The 20,461-nt window shown below is 60.0% G+C and carries 15 protein-coding genes; 4 read left to right on the forward strand and 11 right to left on the reverse strand.

Going from position 1 to position 20,461, the window contains the following annotated elements; translation table 11 throughout:
- Positions 1 to 71: 71 nt before the first annotated feature.
- Genes AOA61_RS13735 through rluC form a run of 3 tightly spaced genes read right to left on the reverse strand, consistent with a single transcriptional unit; the run spans position 72 to position 2,685 of the window.
- The gene (locus tag AOA61_RS13735; RefSeq protein WP_099601973.1) at positions 72 to 1,055 is read right to left on the reverse strand and encodes a S49 family peptidase; all 984 of its coding nucleotides are present in this window, start codon (positions 1,053 to 1,055) and stop codon (positions 72 to 74) included.
- 21 nt (positions 1,056 to 1,076) lie between these two features.
- Entirely contained in the window at positions 1,077 to 1,739 is a 663-nt protein-coding gene (locus tag AOA61_RS13740; protein ID WP_099601974.1) for an HAD-IA family hydrolase, read from the reverse strand.
- Positions 1,726 to 2,685 (reverse strand): 23S rRNA pseudouridine(955/2504/2580) synthase RluC, encoded by a 960-nt coding sequence (gene rluC / locus AOA61_RS13745; protein ID WP_032886795.1) that lies wholly within the window; start codon positions 2,683 to 2,685, stop codon positions 1,726 to 1,728. Before rluC ends, AOA61_RS13740 begins: the two co-directional genes overlap by 14 nt.
- 767 nt (positions 2,686 to 3,452) lie before the next feature.
- Here rluC and rne point away from each other — a divergent pair.
- Positions 3,453 to 6,635: a ribonuclease E gene (rne, locus tag AOA61_RS13755; RefSeq protein WP_206199212.1), complete on the forward strand. Its 3,183-nt coding sequence runs from the start codon at positions 3,453 to 3,455 to the stop codon at positions 6,633 to 6,635.
- 62 nt (positions 6,636 to 6,697) lie between these two features.
- Here rne and AOA61_RS13760 read toward each other — a convergent pair whose 3' ends face one another.
- The 3 genes from AOA61_RS13760 to AOA61_RS13770 form a co-directional block, all read right to left on the reverse strand.
- Positions 6,698 to 7,276: an NTP transferase domain-containing protein gene (locus tag AOA61_RS13760; RefSeq protein ID WP_099601976.1), complete on the reverse strand. Its 579-nt coding sequence runs from the start codon at positions 7,274 to 7,276 to the stop codon at positions 6,698 to 6,700.
- Positions 7,273 to 8,259 carry an XdhC family protein gene (locus AOA61_RS13765; RefSeq protein ID WP_099601977.1) on the reverse strand — a complete coding sequence of 329 codons (987 nt, stop codon included), beginning with the start codon at positions 8,257 to 8,259 and terminating at the stop codon, positions 7,273 to 7,275. Before AOA61_RS13765 ends, AOA61_RS13760 begins: the two co-directional genes overlap by 4 nt.
- A 145-nt stretch (positions 8,260 to 8,404) precedes the next feature.
- Positions 8,405 to 9,736, reverse strand: a complete 1,332-nt coding sequence (locus AOA61_RS13770) for a dicarboxylate/amino acid:cation symporter (RefSeq protein WP_032886791.1) — start codon at positions 9,734 to 9,736, stop codon at positions 8,405 to 8,407.
- A 339-nt stretch (positions 9,737 to 10,075) separates the two neighbouring features.
- On the opposite strand from AOA61_RS13770, the gene AOA61_RS13775 reads away from it, so the two are divergent.
- Positions 10,076 to 11,074, forward strand: a complete 999-nt coding sequence (locus AOA61_RS13775; protein WP_032886790.1) for an AraC family transcriptional regulator — start codon at positions 10,076 to 10,078, stop codon at positions 11,072 to 11,074.
- 135 nt (positions 11,075 to 11,209) lie between these two features.
- On the opposite strand, the gene AOA61_RS13780 is transcribed toward AOA61_RS13775, so the two are convergent.
- Genes AOA61_RS13780 through AOA61_RS13790 form a run of 3 tightly spaced genes read right to left on the reverse strand, consistent with a single transcriptional unit; the run spans position 11,210 to position 13,557 of the window.
- Positions 11,210 to 12,556, reverse strand: coding sequence for an ATP-binding protein (locus tag AOA61_RS13780; protein WP_032886789.1), 1,347 nt, complete (start codon positions 12,554 to 12,556; stop codon positions 11,210 to 11,212).
- Positions 12,553 to 13,230 carry a response regulator gene (locus tag AOA61_RS13785; protein WP_032886788.1) on the reverse strand — a complete coding sequence of 226 codons (678 nt, stop codon included), beginning with the start codon at positions 13,228 to 13,230 and terminating at the stop codon, positions 12,553 to 12,555. The genes AOA61_RS13780 and AOA61_RS13785 overlap by 4 nt, the downstream gene beginning before the upstream one ends.
- A gap of 18 nt (positions 13,231 to 13,248) precedes the next feature.
- Positions 13,249 to 13,557, reverse strand: coding sequence for a hypothetical protein (locus tag AOA61_RS13790; RefSeq protein ID WP_032886787.1), 309 nt, complete (start codon positions 13,555 to 13,557; stop codon positions 13,249 to 13,251).
- 125 nt (positions 13,558 to 13,682) lie between these two features.
- Here AOA61_RS13790 and AOA61_RS13795 point away from each other — a divergent pair, with 125 nt between their 5' ends.
- A complete protein-coding gene (locus tag AOA61_RS13795; RefSeq protein ID WP_099601978.1) occupies positions 13,683 to 14,399 on the forward strand; it encodes a 4'-phosphopantetheinyl transferase in 717 nt (238 codons plus the stop codon).
- 4 nt (positions 14,400 to 14,403) lie between these two features.
- Here AOA61_RS13795 and AOA61_RS13800 read toward each other — a convergent pair whose 3' ends face one another.
- Both AOA61_RS13800 and AOA61_RS13805 read right to left on the reverse strand, forming a co-directional pair.
- Positions 14,404 to 16,014, reverse strand: coding sequence for an ATP-binding protein (locus AOA61_RS13800; RefSeq protein WP_099601979.1), 1,611 nt, complete (start codon positions 16,012 to 16,014; stop codon positions 14,404 to 14,406).
- Positions 16,011 to 16,736 carry a response regulator gene (locus tag AOA61_RS13805; protein WP_032886784.1) on the reverse strand — a complete coding sequence of 242 codons (726 nt, stop codon included), beginning with the start codon at positions 16,734 to 16,736 and terminating at the stop codon, positions 16,011 to 16,013. The genes AOA61_RS13800 and AOA61_RS13805 overlap by 4 nt, the downstream gene beginning before the upstream one ends.
- A 715-nt stretch (positions 16,737 to 17,451) precedes the next feature.
- Between AOA61_RS13805 and AOA61_RS13810 the strand changes: the two genes are divergently transcribed.
- On the forward strand, positions 17,452 to 20,346 hold the full coding sequence (locus tag AOA61_RS13810; RefSeq protein WP_032886782.1) for a ribonucleoside-diphosphate reductase subunit alpha: 2,895 nt from the start codon (positions 17,452 to 17,454) through the stop codon (positions 20,344 to 20,346).
- Positions 20,347 to 20,461: the final 115 nt, after the last annotated feature.

Consider the following 20,461-nt stretch of genomic DNA (forward strand, 5'->3'; position numbering starts at 1 on the left):
ACCGCTATCGGGGGCAAGTCAAATCGTCGCACCGCCCCTTCTACATTTTGACCTACGACAGACTTGAGATATTAGCGCAGCGTCGGCCCCTGGAAGCCCATGTACAGCGCCAGCTTCTCAGCCACGCTGGCACCGAGCTTCTTGGAGAAGCGATCAAACGGCGATTCCTCAACCGTGAAATCCACCAACTCCTTCTCGCCAATCACATCCCGCGCCACCGAACTGGCACTGCCCAGACCATCGATCAAACCCAGCGGCAACGCCTGCTCACCGGACCACACCAGCCCCGAGAACAGCTCGGGATGATCTTTATCCTTTAGACGATCCCCGCGCCCCTGCTTCACGCTGGCGATGAACTGGCGATGAGTGGTATCCAGCACGCTCTGCCAGAATTGGGTTTCATCGGGCTTTTGCGGCTGGAACGGATCCAGAAACGCTTTGTGCTCGCCCGAGGTGTAGGTGCGGCGCTCAACACCCAGCTTCTCCATAGTGCCAACAAACCCATAACCGGCCGCCGTCACACCAATGGAGCCCACAAGACTGGCCTTGTCGGCATAGATCTGATCAGCGGCACTGGCGATGTAATAAGCACCCGAAGCACCCAGATCGGAAATCACGGCGTACAGTTTGACATCCGGGTGCAGGCCACGCAGGCGGCGAATCTCGTCATACACATAACCCGATTGCACCGGGCTGCCGCCCGGGCTGTTGATGCGCAGTATCACCCCTTTGACCTTGGGATCTTCGAACGCAGCACGCAGGCTGCCGACGATGTTATCGGCGCTTGCCGGCTCCTTGTCGGCAATTACACCGCGCACCTCGATCAGCGCGGTGTAGTTCGCGCCACGGGTTGCGCTCTTTTCCATATCCATCAGCGGGCTGAACAGCGCCAGCATGAGCAACAGATAAGTAAAGGTCAGCAGCTTGAAGAAAATCCCCCAGCGCCGCGCACGACGCTGCTCCTGGACGCTGGCCAGGAGCGTCTTCTCCAGCAGCTTCCAACTCTTGTCGTCACCGCTTTCAGCCTTTTCAGGCGCTTTCCACTCATCACTCATGCCATCAACCCCAGCAAAGACTTATTGAGCCCGACCGAGCCAGGCCTGCAATTCAGAAAAATGATCAATCGTGACCCTAGGCTCGTATTGCTGTAACGCCTCAGCGGACTGGGCACCATAGCTGACTGCAACGCTGTCCATGCCGGCGTTACGCGCCATCATCAGATCGAAGGAAGCATCACCCACCATCAGCGCCTCACGCGGCGACATGCCGCAATGGGCAAGGATCTGCTCCAGCATCAGAGGGTGAGGTTTGCTGGCGGTTTCATCCGCAGCACGGGTGATGTCGAAGTAATCTTCCCAACCATGAGCCTTGAGCACCCGATCCAGCCCGCGACGAGCCTTGCCGGTAGCAACTGCCAAGTGGTAACCCTGCGCCCGGAACGCCGCCAGCGATTGCACAACGCCCTCAAACAGCGGCGAAGGCTCTGCCTCCAGCGCAATGTAGTGATCGGCGTAATGCTCGCGAAACGCTATCAGTTCAGCGTCACTGATTTCGGGATACAGGGTACGGATGGCTTCAGGCAGCCCCAGACCAATAATGCCCTTGACCGCCTGATCGCTGCATAACGCAAAGCCTGAACGGGTGGACGCCATGTGCATCGACTCGACAATGCGACCAATGGAGTTGGCCAGCGTCCCATCCCAATCAAAAATCAGCAACTTGTAATCAAGGTGCGACACTCAAACGCTCCACGGTCTTGGCCCACATCTCATCGACAGGCGCCTGCAACTTCAGCTCGCCACCATCAGGCAGCGGCACAGTCAGCATGTAGGCATGGAGAAACAGGCGTTTACCGCCCAAGTCTCTAATCTCCTTGGAAAAGTCTTCGTCGCCGTACTTGGTATCACCGGCAATGCAATGGCCCGCATGCAAGGTATGCACGCGAATCTGGTGGGTACGCCCAGTGACCGGTTTGGCCTCGACCAGGGTGGCGAAGTCACCGAAGCGGCGCAGCACCTTGAACAGGGTCAGGGCTTCTTTACCCTCCTCGTCCACTTCGACCATGCGCTCGCCGGAGCGCAGATTGCTCTTCTGAAGCGGCGCGCGAACGCTTTTGATTGAGCTGGCCCAGTTGCCACGCACCAACGCCATGTAGCGCTTGTCCACGCCATCACCCCGCAGGGCGGTGTGCAGGTGCCGCAACATGCTGCGCTTCTTGGCGATCATCAACAGGCCGGAAGTATCGCGATCCAGGCGATGGACCAGTTCCAGCTCCTTGGCATCCGGGCGCAACTGGCGAAAGGCTTCGATCACCCCAAACGTTAGGCCGCTGCCACCATGCACAGCAATGCCACAGGGCTTGTTGATCACGATTAGTTTGTTGTCTTCAAAGACAATCGACGCCTCAAGGCGCTGCAGCAGCCCTTGAGCGAGGGGAACAGGCTCGTCCCGCTCAGGCACGCGCACTGGCGGCACACGGACGATATCGCCCGCCTGCAGCTTGTACTCGGGCTTGATACGCCCCTTGTTCACGCGCACCTCGCCTTTACGCAAGATGCGGTAAATCAAGGTCTTGGGCACGCCTTTGAGCCTGGCCAGGAGAAAGTTGTCGATGCGTTGGCCGGCATATTCCGGCGAGACCTCAAGCAGCTGGACGCTGGGGGTCTGGGGGGCGGTAGTCGTCATGGCGGCGATGATAACAATTTTTTATGGAATTGAAGCACTTAATCATTGCTGCTATAGTCGCGAACGCCGCCAAAAGCGGCCTGGACAGAGGACTTGCGGCAAGCTGCCGGCCCTGACCATCGCAATTCATCAGGACGCGAGGCCGTCCTACGGGGCTTTCGCCACCCTGGAAGGTTCGAGATTGTAACAAGCGCAGGTGACATGAGGCCTGAAGCGAGTGCAGAAAGCAGAGTGAATACTCGCATTCTGCGCCGATATTTACGGCCAGTTCACAAAGTGCAGTCAGTCTTGTGCCAGACCACGGCGAATGCTTCGGAAACAACGCCTGTTAAGAGCTGAGTGAGAGCGCAGTCGCCCACATTCAGTCTTGTTTAGCCATGAGCGTGAACTCCCCATTGGAGTACACGGTAAATGCCAACCCGCTGCGGATTCTGCGCGCGGCAGCACCCGAATTATCAGGGATACGTGTAGGGTGGAGATGCACAACCGTCGGACCGTGTAGCACTAGGCTTATATTTAGACGCTTCATCTCGTCCACAGTCGCCGGTTGATTCCTCCTCCTGACCTTAGCTTTTGTTGAAGTGGTGCCTTTGTCACCACCGCTAACAAGCAGGACGCGTCCGTCGCGATACCGGCCCAATTGGCCGATTTTGCTGGACACTGGAGTGGCCAACCACTCTTGACGCACCTGACACCGACCGTGAGAAGTCGTGTGTGCCGAACGCCGTTTCCGGCAGCCCGGAAACCGACGGTACAACATGAAAAGAATGCTGATTAACGCAACTCAACCCGAAGAGTTGCGTGTTGCACTGGTAGATGGCCAACGCCTCTACGACCTGGACATCGAATCCGGTGCACGCGAGCAAAAGAAGGCCAACATCTATAAAGGCCGTATTACTCGCATCGAACCAAGCCTTGAGGCTGCCTTTGTCGATTTCGGCTCCGAGCGCCACGGCTTCCTGCCCCTCAAAGAAATCTCCCGCGAATACTTCAAGAAAGCCCCCGAAGGCCGCGTGAACATCAAGGACGTCCTGAGCGAAGGCCAGGAAGTCATCGTCCAGGTCGAAAAAGAAGAACGTGGCAACAAGGGCGCCGCCCTGACCACCTTCATCTCCTTGGCCGGCCGTTACCTGGTGCTGATGCCGAACAACCCACGTGCCGGCGGCATTTCCCGCCGCATCGAAGGCGAAGAACGCAACGAACTGCGTGAAGCGCTGAACGGCCTGATCGCACCGGCCGACATGGGTCTGATCGTGCGCACTGCCGGCCTGGGCCGCAGCAGCGAAGAAATGCAGTGGGACCTCGACTACCTGCTGCAACTGTGGACCGCTATCAAAGAAGCGTCCCTGGATCGTTCCGCGCCGTTCCTGATCTATCAGGAAAGCAACGTGATCATCCGCGCCATCCGCGACTACCTGCGCCAGGACATCGGCGAAGTGCTGATCGACAGCGTTGAAGCCCAGGACGAAGCCCTGACCTTCATCCGCCAGGTGATGCCGCAGTACGCCAGCAAGATCAAGCTGTACGAAGACAGCGTTCCGCTGTTCAACCGCTTCCAGATCGAAAGCCAGATCGAGACCGCTTTCCAGCGCGTCGTAGAACTGCCTTCCGGTGGCTCCATCGTGATCGACCCGACCGAAGCACTGGTGTCCATCGACATCAACTCGGCGCGCGCCACGAAGGGTAGCGACATCGAAGAAACCGCCCTGCAGACCAACCTGGAAGCGGCTGAAGAAATCGCCCGCCAACTGCGCCTGCGTGACATCGGCGGCCTGATCGTGATCGACTTCATCGACATGACCCCAGCCAAGAACCAGCGCGCCGTGGAAGAGAAAGTCCGCGAATGCCTGGAAGCTGACCGTGCCCGCGTGCAAGTCGGCCGCATCTCGCGCTTCGGCCTGCTGGAAATGTCCCGTCAGCGCCTGCGTCCATCCCTGGGCGAGAGCAGCGGCATCGTCTGCCCGCGTTGCAACGGCACCGGCATCATCCGTGACGTTGAATCGCTGTCCCTGGCGATCCTGCGCCTGATCGAAGAAGAAGCCCTGAAAGACCGCACCGCCGAAGTCCGCGCGCAAGTGCCGATCCCGGTCGCCGCTTTCCTGCTGAACGAAAAACGCAACTCGATCACCAAGATTGAACTGCGCACCCGTGCCCGTATCGTCATCCTGCCGAACGATCACCTCGAAACGCCGCACTTCGAAGTACAGCGCCTGCGTGACGACAGCCCGGAAGCCCACAGCGGCCAGTCCAGCTACGAAATCGCTGCTGCCGCTGCCGAAGTGGAAGAAGTCCAGCCAGCCGCCGCGACCCGCACTCTGGTTCGCCAGGAAGCTGCCGTGAAAACCGCGCCAGCCCGTGCCAACGCACCAGTGCCGGTTGAAGCTGCCGCACCAGTTGCTGCACCAGCCGCCATGCCTGAGCCGAGCCTGTTCAAAGGCCTGGTGAAATCGCTGGTCAGCCTGTTCGCTACCAAAGAAGAGCCTGTGGCCCCGGTTGTAGTTGAAAAACCAGCCTCCGAGCGCCCGGCACGTAACGAAGAACGTCGCAACGGCCGTCAGCAGAGCCGCAACCGCAACGGTCGCCGTGACGAAGAGCGCAAGCCGCGCGAAGAACGTGCACCGCGTGAAGAACGCGCGCCACGTGAAGAGCGTGCGCCTCGTGAAGCCCGTGAAGAAACACCAGCCGTAGCCCGTGAAGAACGCGCACCGCGTGAAGAGCGCGCACCTCGCACCCCACGTGCTCCGCGTGAAGATCGCAAGCCACGTGGCGAGCGTGAGGAACGCGTACGTGAACTGCGTGAGCCGCTGGACGCTGCGCCAGCCGTTGCTGCTGCCGCTGCTGCGACTACCGAAGAGCGCCCGGCCCGCCAGCCGCGTGAAGAACGCGCCCCCCGTGAAGAGCGCCAGCCGCGCCCTCCGCGTGAAGAGCGTCAACCACGCGCCGAGCAAGCTGCTTCCGCCAGCGAAGAGGAAGAAGTACTGACCGGCGAAGAGCAACTGCAGGAAGATGGTCAGGACAACGCCGAAGGCGATCGCCCTCGCCGCCGCTCCCGTGGTCAGCGTCGTCGCAGCAACCGTCGCGAGCGCCAGCGTGATGCCAACGGCAACGTAATCGAAGGCTCGGAAGAGACCGGCGAGAACGCTGAGGGCGCAACCAACGAAGCTAACGAACCGACGGGTGCCGAACTGGCTGCCGGCCTGGCCGTTACTGCTGCCGTTGCCAGCTCGGTCATCAGCGCTCCTGCTGAAGCCCAGGCTCACGAGCAAGCTGAACGCGCTACTGCAGCCGTTGAAGAAACCGCTGCTGTAGAAACACCAGTTGCCGAGACCCCAGCGGTTGAAGCACCGGTCGTTGAGGCCCCCGCTGTTGAGGCAACTACCCCGATCGAAGCCCCAGTGGTTCCGGAAGTGGAAGTAGCCCCGGTTCGCGACGCCCAGCCAGAAACCGAAGCGGTCGCCATTGAACCTGCGCCGGTTGTTGAACCTCAGCCAGTGGTTGAAGCCGTAGTTGAAGCTCCGGCTGTCGAAGAGGCTGCCCCAGCGGTGCGTGAAGTTCGCGAAGAACAGACCGCCTTCCAATGGACTGCCGAACCTGCCGCCCCGGTTGAAGCTCCCGCGCCAGCGCCTGTTGTAGAAGAAGCGCCAGCGCCGGTGGTTGAAGTCGTGGTTGCCGAGCCTGCACCAGTGGCTGTTGAAGCCCCGGTTGTTGCTGAAGTTGAAGCACCCGTGGTTGAAGCTGCTCCTGCCAGCGCCTTGAGCGAAAACGGCCGTGCGCCGAACGATCCACGTGAAGTGCGTCGTCGCCGCAAGGAAGCTGAGGCAGCCGCCGCTGCTGCTGCTGCCGCCGCTCCGGCTGTAGTCGAAGCTGTCGAAGCGCCTGCTCCGGTTGCTGAAGCCGTGGTAGAGCACAAGGCCCTGGAAGAAGAGCACGAGCCTAAACCCCTCGTCTGATTCCATCAGCCACTAAAAAGCCCCGCCTGAGTGACCAGGCGGGGCTTTTTTTTGTCTGCCGGTCAGCGGTAATGCAACAACGCGGGCACATCCACATCCCACAACACACCGGGATCCTCCACCCGCACCTCCTTCAAAACAGCCTGTACAAATAACGCTTTGGCACCACGATCGCCACTCAGCGCCATCAAGGCGGGCCCAAATGCACGGGCAAAGGCAACCGGGTGGCCATACTGACCGGCATGTACCGGCACATTGATGCTATCCAGGCCGTCTATCACGCGCTCGATCGTCGACGCTTGAATAAACGGCATATCCCCCAGTACCACCAGCCAACCCTGCGCCGAAGCACTGGCCGCGACAGCTGCGGCAATACTGTCGCCCATGCCAGCCGACTGCAGCAGCAAGACCTTGCAGCCATACACCTTCGCCAACCGAATGACCTCCGAACGATCTGGCGAGGTCACCACCCAGCGCTCCACTACGTCTTCCGGCAGATTCAACAGCACCTGCTCGATCACCGGTCGCGTCACGCCATCGCGACCTACACAGAGCGCCAGCAATTTATCCTGGTCGGCCCCAGCTTCTGCGCGGAAGCGGCTGCCCTGCCCTGCCGCCAGCACAATCGCCGTCACGGTCACTCAGCTACCACCGGCAAAGGCTTTTTCTGCATAGGCGCCACGCCGTTCTTGATTGCGACAATTTCCGCCATCAGCGACAGCGCGATTTCCGCCGGCGTATGGCTGCCGATATGCAAACCAATCGGCCCATGTAAGCGGGCAATCGCCTCCGCCGACAAACCCAGTGCGGCGAGGTTTTCACGGCGCTTCTGGGTATTGACCCTTGAACCTAACGCGCCGATATAGAAGGCATTGGAATTCAACGCCGTCAGCAACGCCATGTCATCCAGGCGCGGGTCGTGTGTGAGGCAGACAATCGCCGTGCGTTCGTCGGTCTGGATATTCAACACTGCCTCATCAGGCATACCCGGCACAAAGCGGCCATGTTGCTCTTCCCAGCCATACACGAACTCTTCGCGCGGGTCGCAGATCAGCACTTCGAAATCCAGCAAACGCGCCATTTCCGCCACATAGCGCGACAGTTGCCCGGCGCCGATCAGCAGCAGGCGCCAGCGTGGTCCATAGATGGCGCGCAAGCATTCACCGTCGAAACTCACCACATCAGTCTTGCTCGCGCCGCTCAGGGTCACTTCGCCGGTAGCAAGGTTTAGCTCCCGAGCAACAATCTGATGATCCTCGCAGCGCGCCAGTAACTTCTCTACCCAGCCCCAGTCATCCACCCTCTCCTCGGTCAAGCGCAGCGTGCCGCCGCACGGCAACCCAAAACGCGCAGCTTCGTCGCGTGTAACGCCGTAGGTCACCATCTGCACCGGCGGGCCGTCATGAGGCAAGCGGCCGTCCTGCAACCGCGCGATCAAGTCATCCTCGATGCAACCACCGGAAACCGAGCCAATCACCACGCCGTCGCCCCGCAGGGCTAGCATTGCCCCCGGCGGACGCGGTGCACTGCCCCAAGTCTGGACCACGCTGTACAACACCACTCGCTGTCCAGCGCGGCGCCATTCCAGCACGCTGCGCAGGACATTCAAATCCACACTGTCCATTCAGTCTCCCGCCAGCGTTGTTGATGAAGTATTCATTTACTGTAAAGCAAAGCGATTCAAAAGTGGCCGAGCAGAAACGCAAACGCCCCGAACCAGTCGGGGCGTTTGCGTATAGCTGCTAGCGTGGGCTCACGCCTTCAGCGGCTTACTTGACGACAGGTGCAGGGCCTTCGGCCACGCCCAGGTCATCGATTTCGCGGGTTTCGGAGATACCGGTACCGCCAGACGCCAGCTCGCTTTGCAGCTTGTCGGTGTCCAGTTCCTTGACCCACTTAGCCACAACGATGGTGGCAACGGCGTTACCGACCAGGTTGGTCAGTGCGCGGGCTTCGGACATGAAGCGGTCGATACCCAGGATCAGCGCCAAGCCAGCAACCGGCAGGTGGCCTACAGCCGACAAGGTTGCAGCCAAAACGATGAAGCCACTACCGGTCACGCCAGCAGCGCCTTTGGAGGACAGCAGCAGCACCAGCAGCAGAGTGATCTGGTGGGTGATGTCCATGTGGGTGTCAGTCGCTTGAGCGATGAACACGGCAGCCATGGTCAGGTAGATCGAAGTACCGTCAAGGTTGAAGGAGTAGCCAGTCGGGATTACCAGACCTACTACGGATTTCTTGGCACCCAGACGCTCCATCTTGATCAGCATGCGTGGCAGTGCGGACTCGGAGGAGGAAGTACCCAATACGATCAGCAGCTCTTCACGGATGTAGCGGATCAGCTTGATGACGCTGAAACCGTGAGCGCGGCAGATACCGCCCAGCACCACCAGCACGAACAACAGGCAAGTGATGTAGAAGCAGATCATCAGTTGGCCCAACTGCACCAGGGAACCTACACCGTAGGCACCGATGGTGAACGCCATGGCGCCCAGGGCACCAAGTGGCGCGAGCTTCATGATCATGTTGATGATGTTGAACATCACGTGGGCGAAGCGATCGATGAAGTCCAGCACCGGCTTGCCGTAGGCACCCAGGCGATGCAGGGCAAAACCGAAGATCACCGAGAACATCAGCACTTGCAGGATATCGCCGTTGGCGAAGGCGCCGACGATGGTGTTCGGGATGACGTTAAGCAGGAAGCCAACGATGCTCTGGTCTGCGCCAGCAGTCACATAGGCAGCGACTTTGGAAGCGTCCAGGGTCGCTACGTCGATGTGCATGCCGGCGCCCGGTTGCACAACGTTCACCACGATCAGGCCGATCAGCAGGGCGACGGTGGAAACGATTTCGAAGTACAGCAGCGCGTAGCCGCCGGTTTTGCCGACCGATTTCATGCTTTGCATGCCAGCGATGCCGCTGACAACGGTGCAGAAGATGATCGGGGCGATGACCATTTTGATCAGTTTGATAAACCCGTCACCCAGTGGCTTAAGGGCCACACCGGTTTGCGGGTAGAAGTGACCGAGCAAAATACCGATAACGATTGCAACGATCACCTGGAAATACAGGGATTTGTAGATTGGCTGACGAGTCGTCATTGCAAAATTCCTCAATCGTCCCGTGTGGCAAATATCCGCCATTGCCCACGACACTTGAATTGCGAACCCTCCTGCACTGGAGGGATTTGTTGTTTGCGAAGCCTGTAGGTCCAGGCCTGCGCTGTAATCCTTATCGCAAACGCCGTGCCACTTTGCTCAAAAGCCCTAAAGGCCTTTAGGCATCAGGGCTGATCGTTTTCAGACGCCTCGCCAGGCGCCAAATCGGTTGGCGAATTTCCGCCACCGCACCCAATCGCGTCCTACAATTTGGCGGATATCCGCCTTGTCGCCTTGCCAGGTGCTGACTACCATCCGCCATTCCATGGACGAGGGCCCCGCATGCGTGAACGCACCATCGCCAGTCACTACGCACGGGCCGCCCTGGGCGGAGCGCGTCGGGCCGGTTACGATTATTCGGGCCTGCTGCAACAGTTGGGCATCACCCCCGAGCAGTTGACTGAACCTCGCGCCCGCATTGCGCCGGAGCAATTTACCCGGTTGCTCCAGATGCTTTGGCTGGCGTTGGACGACGAATACCTGGGCTTTGCCGACGGTCCGAGCAAACGTGGCACTTTCGCCATGATGTGCCATGCGTTGATCCACTGCCGCACGCTGGAGAAAGCCCTGGAACGCGGCTTATTATTTTATAGCCTATTCCCACAAGGCCCGCGTTGGCAGCTCACACGGGAAGGCGAAATGGCCCGCCTGAGCCTGGATGACTCCCAACTGTGGGACCCGGATCACTTCCTCAGCGAATGCCTGCTGGTGATCTGGCACCGCCTGGGCAGTTGGCTGATCGGCCAGCGCATCCGACTGCACCAGGCCACGTTCAGCTACCCGATGCCGGCCCACTCCAGCGAATATGACCTGCTGTTCCCCTGCGACCGGGTGTTCGGTTCGCCGAACAGTAGCCTGGTGTTCCCTGCCCGCTACCTGAACATGCCGCTGCTGCAGGATGAGCGCACCCTCAAGCACTTTCTGGAGCGCTCTCCCGCTGACCTGCTGTCACGCCCGGATGAAGGCGATAGCTTGAGCAGTCAGTTGCGACGCCTACTGAGCCGCGATCGCACGCCGTGGCCGGATCTGGAAGCCGTCGCTCAGCACTTGCACATCAGCCCACAAACCCTTCGCAGGCATTTGCGCGAAGAAGGCACCAGCTTTCAGGCGCTCAAAGATGAGTTGCGGCGGGACATCGCCATCTACCATCTGGGACGGGCGGATTTGTCGTTGCAGGAGATTGCCGAGCAGTTGGGATTTTCCGAACCGTCGGCATTTCATCGGGCGTTCAAGAAGTGGACAGGGTTAACGCCGGGGGCCTATCGCGCACGGGAGAGTTAGAGAGGCGTTGTGTGTGAGGGCCTCATCGGGGGCAAGCCCCCTCCCACCTTTGACTGCCTTTACAAAGTTTGATGCTTGAATAAATTCAAAATGCGGGAGAGGGCTTGCCGATAGGGCCAGCCCAGCCAGTGAAGATCACACAGATGGAAAGTGGATCTTGAACGCCGCGCCACCCAGTGGTGAATCCCCAAGCGTCAGTCGCGCGCCGTAGCTTTCTATGATGTCCTTGACCACCGCCAACCCAATCCCCTGCCCCGGATGCTGGCGGTCCAGCCGCTCGCCCCGTTGCAAAATCCGCGCGCGCTGATCTGGCGGCACGCCTGGTCCGTCATCTTCTATGCACAACTCAATGCCTTCGAGGTTCTCGACCAGACTAACGCGCACTTCACTCAGGCACAGCCGATAGGCGTTTTCCAGCAGGTTGCCGAGCAATTCGAGCAAGGCGCCCTTCTCGATCGGCACATCGCAGGCGTGCGGCAGTTCAAAGGACACCCTGACGCCCTTGTCGCGGTAGACCTTGCCCAAGGTATCGCACAGGCTTTGCAGCACCGGTTCCAGGCGCACTTGATGGCGCACCAGGCCGCTTTTGCGCAAACTGGCGCGCTGCAACTGGTAGCTGATCTGCTGGCTCATGCGTTCGATCTGCGATTGCAGCACCCAGGCCTGATCGCGGTCTTCCGGGCGCTTGGCCATGTCTTCACTCACGCCTTGCAACACGGCGAGCGGGGTTTTCAGGCTGTGAGCCAAGTCATCGAGGGAGTCGCGGTATCGCGTACGTTGTTCACGCTCACTGTGCAGCAAGCGGTTGAGGGAGCCGGTAAGGCGCAGCAATTCACGTGGGTGTTGTTCGGACAGGCTTTCGCGGGTGCCGCCTTCGATCTGGTCAAGCTCCTGACTCAGCCGCCGCAGGGCTTGGAGGCCCCAGGTCAGGCCCAGCCACAGCAACGTCAGCAGCACCAGCAACGCCGCGCCGAAGCCCAAGTAGAGGTTTTCGCGCAGGCCTTCGAGGGTCAGTTGGTATTCGCGCACCGGTTGCAGGGCGACGATACTGAACGCCGCGCTCTTGCCGCCGAGCAGCTTGACCTCCACGTCATAGACGAAGAACTCCTGGCCGTCCGCTTCGCGAATCCTCGCGAATTCATTGCCTCGCCCGTCATAGCGCGGCTTGTAGTTGATGTTTTCTTCCCGGGTAGCCCGCGAGCGCCACACCAAGTGGCCTTCGCGGTCGTAGATATAGCCGAGCAGACGGCTATCGGTCAGGTTGAAACGTTCGTCCGGCAACTGCGCAGGCATCAGCAGGCGGTTGTTTTCGACCCGCGCGGCGGAGATCAGCGTCGTCACGTCCGACGCCAGGCGCTGTTCGATGGAGTCCTGCAACGCCAGACTGAAAGCGCCCTGCATGGCCGGCAACAAGCCCAGCATGAACAACACGGCCAGGGTCGCTGCCGCCAGCATCAAACGCACACGTAACGAGCGGATCAACGGCAGCGCTCATTGAACAGGTAGCCCAGGCCACGCACGGTGTCGATCGGTTTGAACCCTGTGGGGCCTTCCAGCTTGCGGCGCAGGCGGCCGACCAAGACTTCAATGACGTTTGGATCGCGCTCGTCGTCGTCGGGGTAAAGCTGTTCCATCAAGCGGTCTTTGGCGACAACTTGCTGGTGATGGCGCATCAGGTATTCAAGGATGCGGTATTCGTAGGCGGTCAGCGCCAGTGGCTGTTCGTCGAGGGACGCTTGCTTGCGGTTGAGGTCCAGCAGCAAGGGCCCGGCAACGATAGTCGATTGGGTGAACCCGCTGGAGCGGCGCAGCAAGGCGTTCATGCGCGCCTCCAACTCTTCGAACTGGAATGGTTTGACGACGTAGTCGTCAGCACCGGCGGCCAGGCCTTCGACCTTGTCCTGCCAGTTGCCGCGCGCGGTGAGGATTAGGATCGGAAACGTTTTGGCCTGGCTGCGCAGTTGGCGGATCAGGTCCAGGCCGCCCATGCCGGGCAGGCCCAGGTCGATAATCGCCAGGTCATGGTTGAATTGACCGACCTGGTAAAGCGCCTCTTCGGCGTTGGCCACAGCTTCGACCACGTGGCCGCTGTCGGTCAGGCGGGTAAACAGGTGATGACGCAGCAGCGCCTCATCTTCCACCACCAGCAATTTCATAAGGCTCTCCAAAGCAAATCAACTGTCCGACAGGGGGACATCATAGCGGCCCTGCAGGTCTTGCGGGCGCAGTTTAATGCCATTGAACTGGCCACTCAGATGCGCGTAACCGGTGCGGTAGGCTGGCTGTGGGGTAGCAAGGCCCAGGGACTGGCCCCAAGGCGTAGGCTGACTGCTCGCGTCTTCGAAACTGACACGTTGAATCAAGGTGCTGGTTTTCTTGGTTTTCTCGCGGCCGAATGCGGCAAAGTCACCATCAGAGGCCTGGACCCCTGCGGTGGCACTGAGCATGGTCAACGCCAACATCAGCTTTTTGATCGCAGTCATGGTGTTACCTCATACGCGTTTGGCTGTTGAGGTCAGCCTACGCAAAAGCCCCTGAACTCCCCCTGAACAGGCGGTGCGCCGCAGCGGGCTATCCTCTGGCGCCTCAACTCGGCAAAATACCGCCCATGAATCTTCTGCCCGCTTGCTGCACACCACTCGACGCCCATTGGCCACTGCCCGAACCATTACCGGGAACAGTGTTTCTCGGCACTCACTTCGACCCGGCATTGTTGGCAGCCGGTGATTTCCAACGCTGCGCAGTGCCGGCACCGGCGAGCATCCAGCGCTCAGTGGCCAAGCGCCAAGCCGAGTTTCTGGCCGGTCGCCTGTGCGCCCGCGCCGCTCTGCGACACCTCGATCAGCTTGACTGCATCCCGGCTATCGGCGAAGACCGTGCACCGGTCTGGCCCGCGCACATCAGTGGCTCGATCACACACAGCACCGGGCATGCCGCGGCGATTGTCGGGTACAAGGCGCAATGGCGCGGGTTGGGGATGGACCTGGAAAATGTACTCACGCTGGAGCGCGCAGAGCGTCTGGCCGGGGAAATTCTGACAGCCGACGAACTGCAGCGTATGGGCGGTGTGGCGCGAGAGCAGATTGCCCTGCTGGTGACGCTGACGTTTTCGGTCAAAGAGAGCCTGTTCAAGGCGCTTTACCCGATTGTGCACAAGCGCTTCTATTTTGAGCATGCCGAGGTGGTGGAGTGGACCGAGGCCGGGCATATAAAGCTGCGGTTGCTGACTGACTTGTCGGATGAGTGGTGCCATGGCAAGGAGTTGGTTGGGCAGTTTGCGGTGAATGATGGGCAGCTCTTGAGCCTGGTGTGCATCAGCGCCTGATAGGTCAGGGTTTATCCTGCCCCCTCGGCCAACTCAAACTGAAACACGCCCCACCCAGGTTGTTGCTCTTGCTGATCAATGCGCGCCCGCCGTGCCAATAGATGATCCGCCGTACAATCGACAAGCCCAGGCCATGGCCCCCGGACGCTCGGGTGCGGCTGTCGTCGAGTCGTAGGAAGGGCGTAAAAATACGCTCCCAGGCGTTTTCCGGCACACCGGGGCCATCGTCCTCTACATCGATTCGACAGCGCACCTGACCCACCTGATAACTGATCAGCACTTGGCTCTGCGCGTGGCGCATGGCATTGCTCACCAGATTTTGCAGGGCACGGTGTAAATAGCGGGGTTCGGCGTCGACCCAGGCGTTATCCCAGTGGGCCGATGACAAGCAGATACCCCGCGCCACAGTCACCTGTGGGCGCAGTGGCGATAATTCGCCAATCACCTGATCAAGCAACGCATCAAGGTCCACTCGCTGAAAACTCAGCTCGGGTGCGCCCTGCTCCAGCCTTGCGTAGGTGAGCATTTCATCCACCAGGCCATCGAGGTCCTGGATATCGCTGTCCATGCCTTCCAGGTACTTGCGCCGGGCCTCTGGGGTAGCAGCGTCGCCGATCATCTCCAATCCGAAGCGCAGGCGCGCTACCGGCGTGCGCAGTTCGTGGGACACCGCACGTACCAGTTCGCGCTGGATCGCCAGCAATTGCTGCAAGTGCTCGGCCATGCCATTGAAGGCCGCGGCGAGGCGACCCACCGAGTCCGCTCCCCGGGCCGGCACGCGTACTTCCAGATTGCCCTTGGCAATGCGTGTCGCGGCCGCCTCCAGGCCACGCAGCCGGCGCTCAAGCTGACGCACCAGCAGATAGACGATCAAGCCGATCAAGGTCAGGCCAATCAAAGCAATCAGGACCAGCCACTGCACCGGGTACGGGTTCATTTGATACAGCGGACCGAGTTCCAGCACCCAGGGCGTACCGACGATGCCAGAGAACACGCGGATCGAGTCGCCACCCTTGCCCAGGGCCATTACCGTATCGCCCTCCGACACGCGGCGGCGCTGGTCGTCGTCCATATCGGCCTGGTCGAGGGTCATCAGGTGCATTTCGAACCCAAAGCCCTTGGCTTCTTTTATATCCGCCAACCTTTGTGGCTGCTCGGCCACGGGGAAGCGCACCAATTCGTCAGCCAGCAGGTAAATGGTCGCACGGGCCAGTTGTTCGCTGATCTGCTGCACCTCGCCCGTCAGCACCCATTGCTCTTTATCGCTGACCAGGCGCAGAACACGGGCGGCGTGAGGGCCGGTCTGCTGCACCAAAACCTGGCCGCGTTGCAGGCTGTTGCGCTGGCTGAGGTCCAACTGCGCGTCGGTGAGGCTGCGCAGTTCCAGGGGGATCCCCAGCAAGCGCTCCCACACCGCCAAGGCACGTTGGCGTTCGATAGCGCTCATGGGTTGCAGGTTGTCGCCCATCAAGGCAAAGGTGCCATGGGCGAGGCGCTCGCGGTATTGGCCGCTGCGCACCTCGTTAAGCAGGTGCAAGGCCAGTACGCCCAACAGCGCCACCAGGATCAGCGCCGCGCACATGCCGCCGTAGATACGCAGGAAGATCGAGTTCACAGCGACATATCGGCGGCGGCTTCAGGGACGAATAAGTAGCCTTTGCTACGAATGGTCTTGATCAGACGCGGATGGATCGGATCGTCGCCGATTTTCGGGCGAATTCGTGAGATGCGTACATCGATGGACCGGTCTTGGCCGTCATAGCCGATACCGCGCAGGGCGATAAAGATTTCTTCGCGGGACAGGATGCGCCCGGCATTCGCCACCAGCAGCCACAGCAGGTCAAATTCAGCGCTGGTCAGTTCGATACTGCCGTCGTGCAGCCAGGCTTCGCGCAGGGCGTTATCTACCACCAACGGGCCGAATTCCAGGCGGCGCTGGTTTTCTACCGTTGCGGATTCGGCGGGCTCACTGCGCCGCAGCAGCGCCTGGATACGCGCCAGCAACAGCCGGGGGCGCACGGGTTTGCATACGTAGTCGTCGGCGCCCATGTCCAGGCCCAGCACCTGGTCCATGTCATCAGTGCGCGCGGTGAGCATGAGGATCACACCCTCGTAGCGCTCGCGCACCTTGCGGCAGATGCTCAGGCCATCTTCGCCGGGCAGCATCAGGTCGAGGATCACCAGGTCTGGTTGCTCGGCGATGATACGCGCTGCGGCCTGGGCGCCATCGCCTTCAACCGAAACACGCAGGCCGTTGCTTTCCAGGTACTCACGGGTCAATTCGGCCAATCGCTCGTCGTCCTCGACGATCAGGATTTGCCAGGCTTCTTGCTCCATGCGCTACCTCGATTCTAATTATTGTCATGTACGGGAAGCACAATACTGCCTCTATTGAAGGCCGATTGTAGCCATGCCCCAACCCTGGAACACAAGCCGGTAAATCCATTCGGTGATCGCGTTTTTTTGTGGTAGGGTTCGCGCCCTCAAAAATCCAACCGGCTGTTTTTATATTGGAATATTCGGTGACAAACGGCCGAATCCAGCAGTACTGCGGCCTACACGGGCGTTCCACGTTTCATACACATTTTACCCACAGCGTTATCCACAGGTCGTGCGTTGCTAAGCCCCCCAAAACGCATTATCTTGTACCTCGGCGCTAAAAAAACCCTACATGTAGGGTTTTGAGCAAAAAGACCCAACACAAGTCAGACAAGAAACTCAAGCCCTTTCTTGCTCCTGTTTGGTCGAACCCAAGCATTTTTTGAAAGCCCAAACCGCTCAAGCGGATGGCAGCCGTTTTCAAGCTCCAATAGCAGAAAACGGTACGGGTGTTGCAGTGCTTGAACCTGGCAACTGTCACCCACCAGGAATACGGCCAAGGGCATTAAAGCCCCGAACCGAAGACTTCGGCATGGAAGCGGCGCGAACAGCCCCCCTTCCTCCTGTCCCGAAGTTGTTATGCCAGGCCAACGCCTGCTGTAAGTGCTTCAGGACGGAACGGTGGGCACCGTGATGGTGCCCAAATAAATATAGAATGTGGAGACAACCCCCCATGCAAACCGACACAACTCGCGAGAACCCGCAGGGCTCCGTGCCGCTGGCAGCAGATTCGAATATGGATCTGTCCGCCACTGCACCAGGGCAACTGCGCGTGATCAAGCGTAACGGCACTGTCGTTCCTTACACCGATGACAAAATCACCGTCGCCATCACCAAAGCGTTTCTTGCAGTTGAAGGCGGCACCGCTGCCGCTTCGTCGCGCATCCACGACACCGTTGCCCGCCTGACCGAACAAGTCACCGCGACCTTCAAACGTCGTATGCCGTCGGGCGGCACTATCCACATCGAAGAAATCCAGGACCAGGTCGAACTGGCCCTGATGCGTGCCGGCGAGCAAAAAGTTGCGCGCGACTACGTGATCTACCGTGACGCCCGCTCCAAAGAGCGCGCCGTGCGCTCCCCGGCCGAAGAAGCCGCCGTACAAGCTCACCCGTCGATCCGCATCACCCTGGCCGACGGTACGTTTGCACCGCTGGACCTGGGCCGCCTGAACACCATCATCACCGAGGCCTGCGAAGGCCTGGAAGAAGTCGACGGTGACCTGATCCAGCGCGAAACCCTGAAGAACCTGTACGACGGCGTGGCCCTGACCGACGTCAACACCGCCCTGGTGATGACCGCCCGTACCTTGGTTGAACGCGAGCCGAACTACTCGTTCGTGACCGCGCGCCTGCTGATGGACACCCTGCGTGCCGAAGGCCTGGGCTTCCTGGGCGTGGCCGACAGCGCCACCCACCACGAAATGGCCGACCTGTATGCCAAGGCCCTGCCTGCCTACGTCGCCAAGGGTATCGAGTTCGAATTGCTGAACCCAATCCTGGCCACTTTCGACCTGGAAAAACTCGGCAAGGCGATCAATCACGAGCGCGACCAGCAGTTCACTTACCTGGGCCTGCAAACCCTGTACGACCGTTACTTCATCCACAAGGACGGTATCCGCTTCGAACTGCCGCAAGTGTTCTTCATGCGCGTGGCCATGGGCCTGGCGATTGAAGAGAAGCACAAAGAAGACCGTGCGATCGAGTTCTACAACCTGCTGTCGTCCTTCGACTACATGTCGTCGACCCCGACGCTGTTCAACGCCGGCACCCTGCGTCCACAGCTGTCGAGCTGCTACCTGACCACCGTGCCGGATGACCTGTCGGGTATCTACCACGCGATCCACGACAACGCCATGTTGTCCAAATTCGCAGGCGGCCTGGGCAACGACTGGACTCCGGTGCGGGCCTTGGGTTCGTACATCAAGGGCACCAACGGCAAGTCCCAGGGCGTCGTACCGTTCCTGAAAGTCGTGAACGACACCGCGGTAGCGGTCAACCAGGGCGGCAAGCGCAAAGGCGCTGTGTGTGCCTACCTGGAAACCTGGCACATGGACATTGAAGAGTTCATCGAGCTGCGCAAGAACACAGGTGATGATCGTCGTCGTACCCACGACATGAACACCGCCAACTGGATCCCTGACCTGTTCATGAAGCGTGTCTTCGATGACGGCCCGTGGACCCTGTTCTCGCCATCCGAAGTGCCGGACCTGCACGACCTGACCGGCAAGGCTTTCGAAGAACGCTACGAGTATTACGAAGCCCTGTCCCAGTACCCAGGCAAGATCAAGCTGTTCAAGACCATCCAGGCCAAAGACCTGTGGCGCAAGATGCTGTCCATGCTGTTCGAAACCGGCCACCCATGGCTGACCTTCAAGGACCCATGCAACCTGCGCAGCCCGCAGCAGCACGTGGGCGTGGTTCACAGCTCGAACCTGTGCACCGAGATCACCTTGAACACCAACAAGGACGAGATCGCCGTTTGCAACCTGGGTTCGATCAATCTGCCGAACCACATCGTCAACGGCAAGCTGGACACTGCCAAGCTGGAGCGCACCGTCAACACCGCAGTTCGCATGCTCGATAACGTAATCGACATCAACTACTACTCGGTGCCACAGGCGCAGAACTCCAACTTCAAGCACCGCCCGGTTGGCCTGGGCATCATGGGCTTCCAGGACGCGCTGTACCTGCAGCACATCCCTTACGGTTCGGATGCAGCGGTCGAGTTCGCCGACAAGTCCATGGAAGCGGTCAGCTACTACGCGATCCAGGCTTCCTGCGACCTGGCCGACGAGCGCGGTGCCTACGAGACGTTCCAGGGTTCGCTGTGGTCCAAAGGCATCCTGCCGCTGGACTCGCAACAGATCCTGATCGAGCAACGTGGCCAGAAGTACATTGATGTTGACCTGGAAGAATCCCTGGACTGGGCGCCGGTACGTGCCCGCGTGCAAAAAGGTATTCGTAACTCCAACATCATGGCCATCGCACCGACCGCGACCATCGCCAACATCACCGGCGTGTCCCAGTCGATCGAACCGACCTACCAGAACCTGTATGTGAAATCGAACCTGTCGGGCGAATTCACCGTGATCAACCCGTACCTGGTTCGCGACCTCAAGGCTCGCGACCTGTGGGACTCGGTCATGATCAACGACCTGAAGTACTACGACGGTTCCGTGCAGCAGATCGAGCGCATCCCGCAAGAACTCAAAGAGCTCTATGCGACCGCCTTCGAAGTGGACACCAAGTGGATCGTTGACGCCGCCAGCCGTCGTCAGAAGTGGATCGACCAGGCTCAGTCCCTGAACCTGTACATCGCTGGCGCTTCGGGCAAGAAGCTGGACGTGACCTACCGCATGGCTTGGTACCGTGGCCTGAAAACCACTTACTACCTCCGTGCCCTGGCCGCAACCAGCACCGAGAAGTCGACCATCAACACCGGTAAGCTGAACGCTGTATCCAGCGGCAACCATGGTGATGACTCGGTACTCGCGGCTCCAGCCGGTCCGGCACCCGTGCCAAAGGCCTGCGCGATTGATGAGCCGGATTGCGAAGCTTGCCAATAAGCTGAGCAGGTAAGCGCCCAACAGCGCTTACTCGAAACCCCCGATCAACCCTCTGGGCTGGTCGGGGGTTTTCTTTTGCCTGCGGTTTGATCGCTCTCACGCGTGGGGACCGTTT

It is taken from the genome of Pseudomonas sp. 2995-1, assembly GCF_002742505.1.
Lineage (GTDB): Bacteria > Pseudomonadota > Gammaproteobacteria > Pseudomonadales > Pseudomonadaceae > Aquipseudomonas > Aquipseudomonas sivasensis.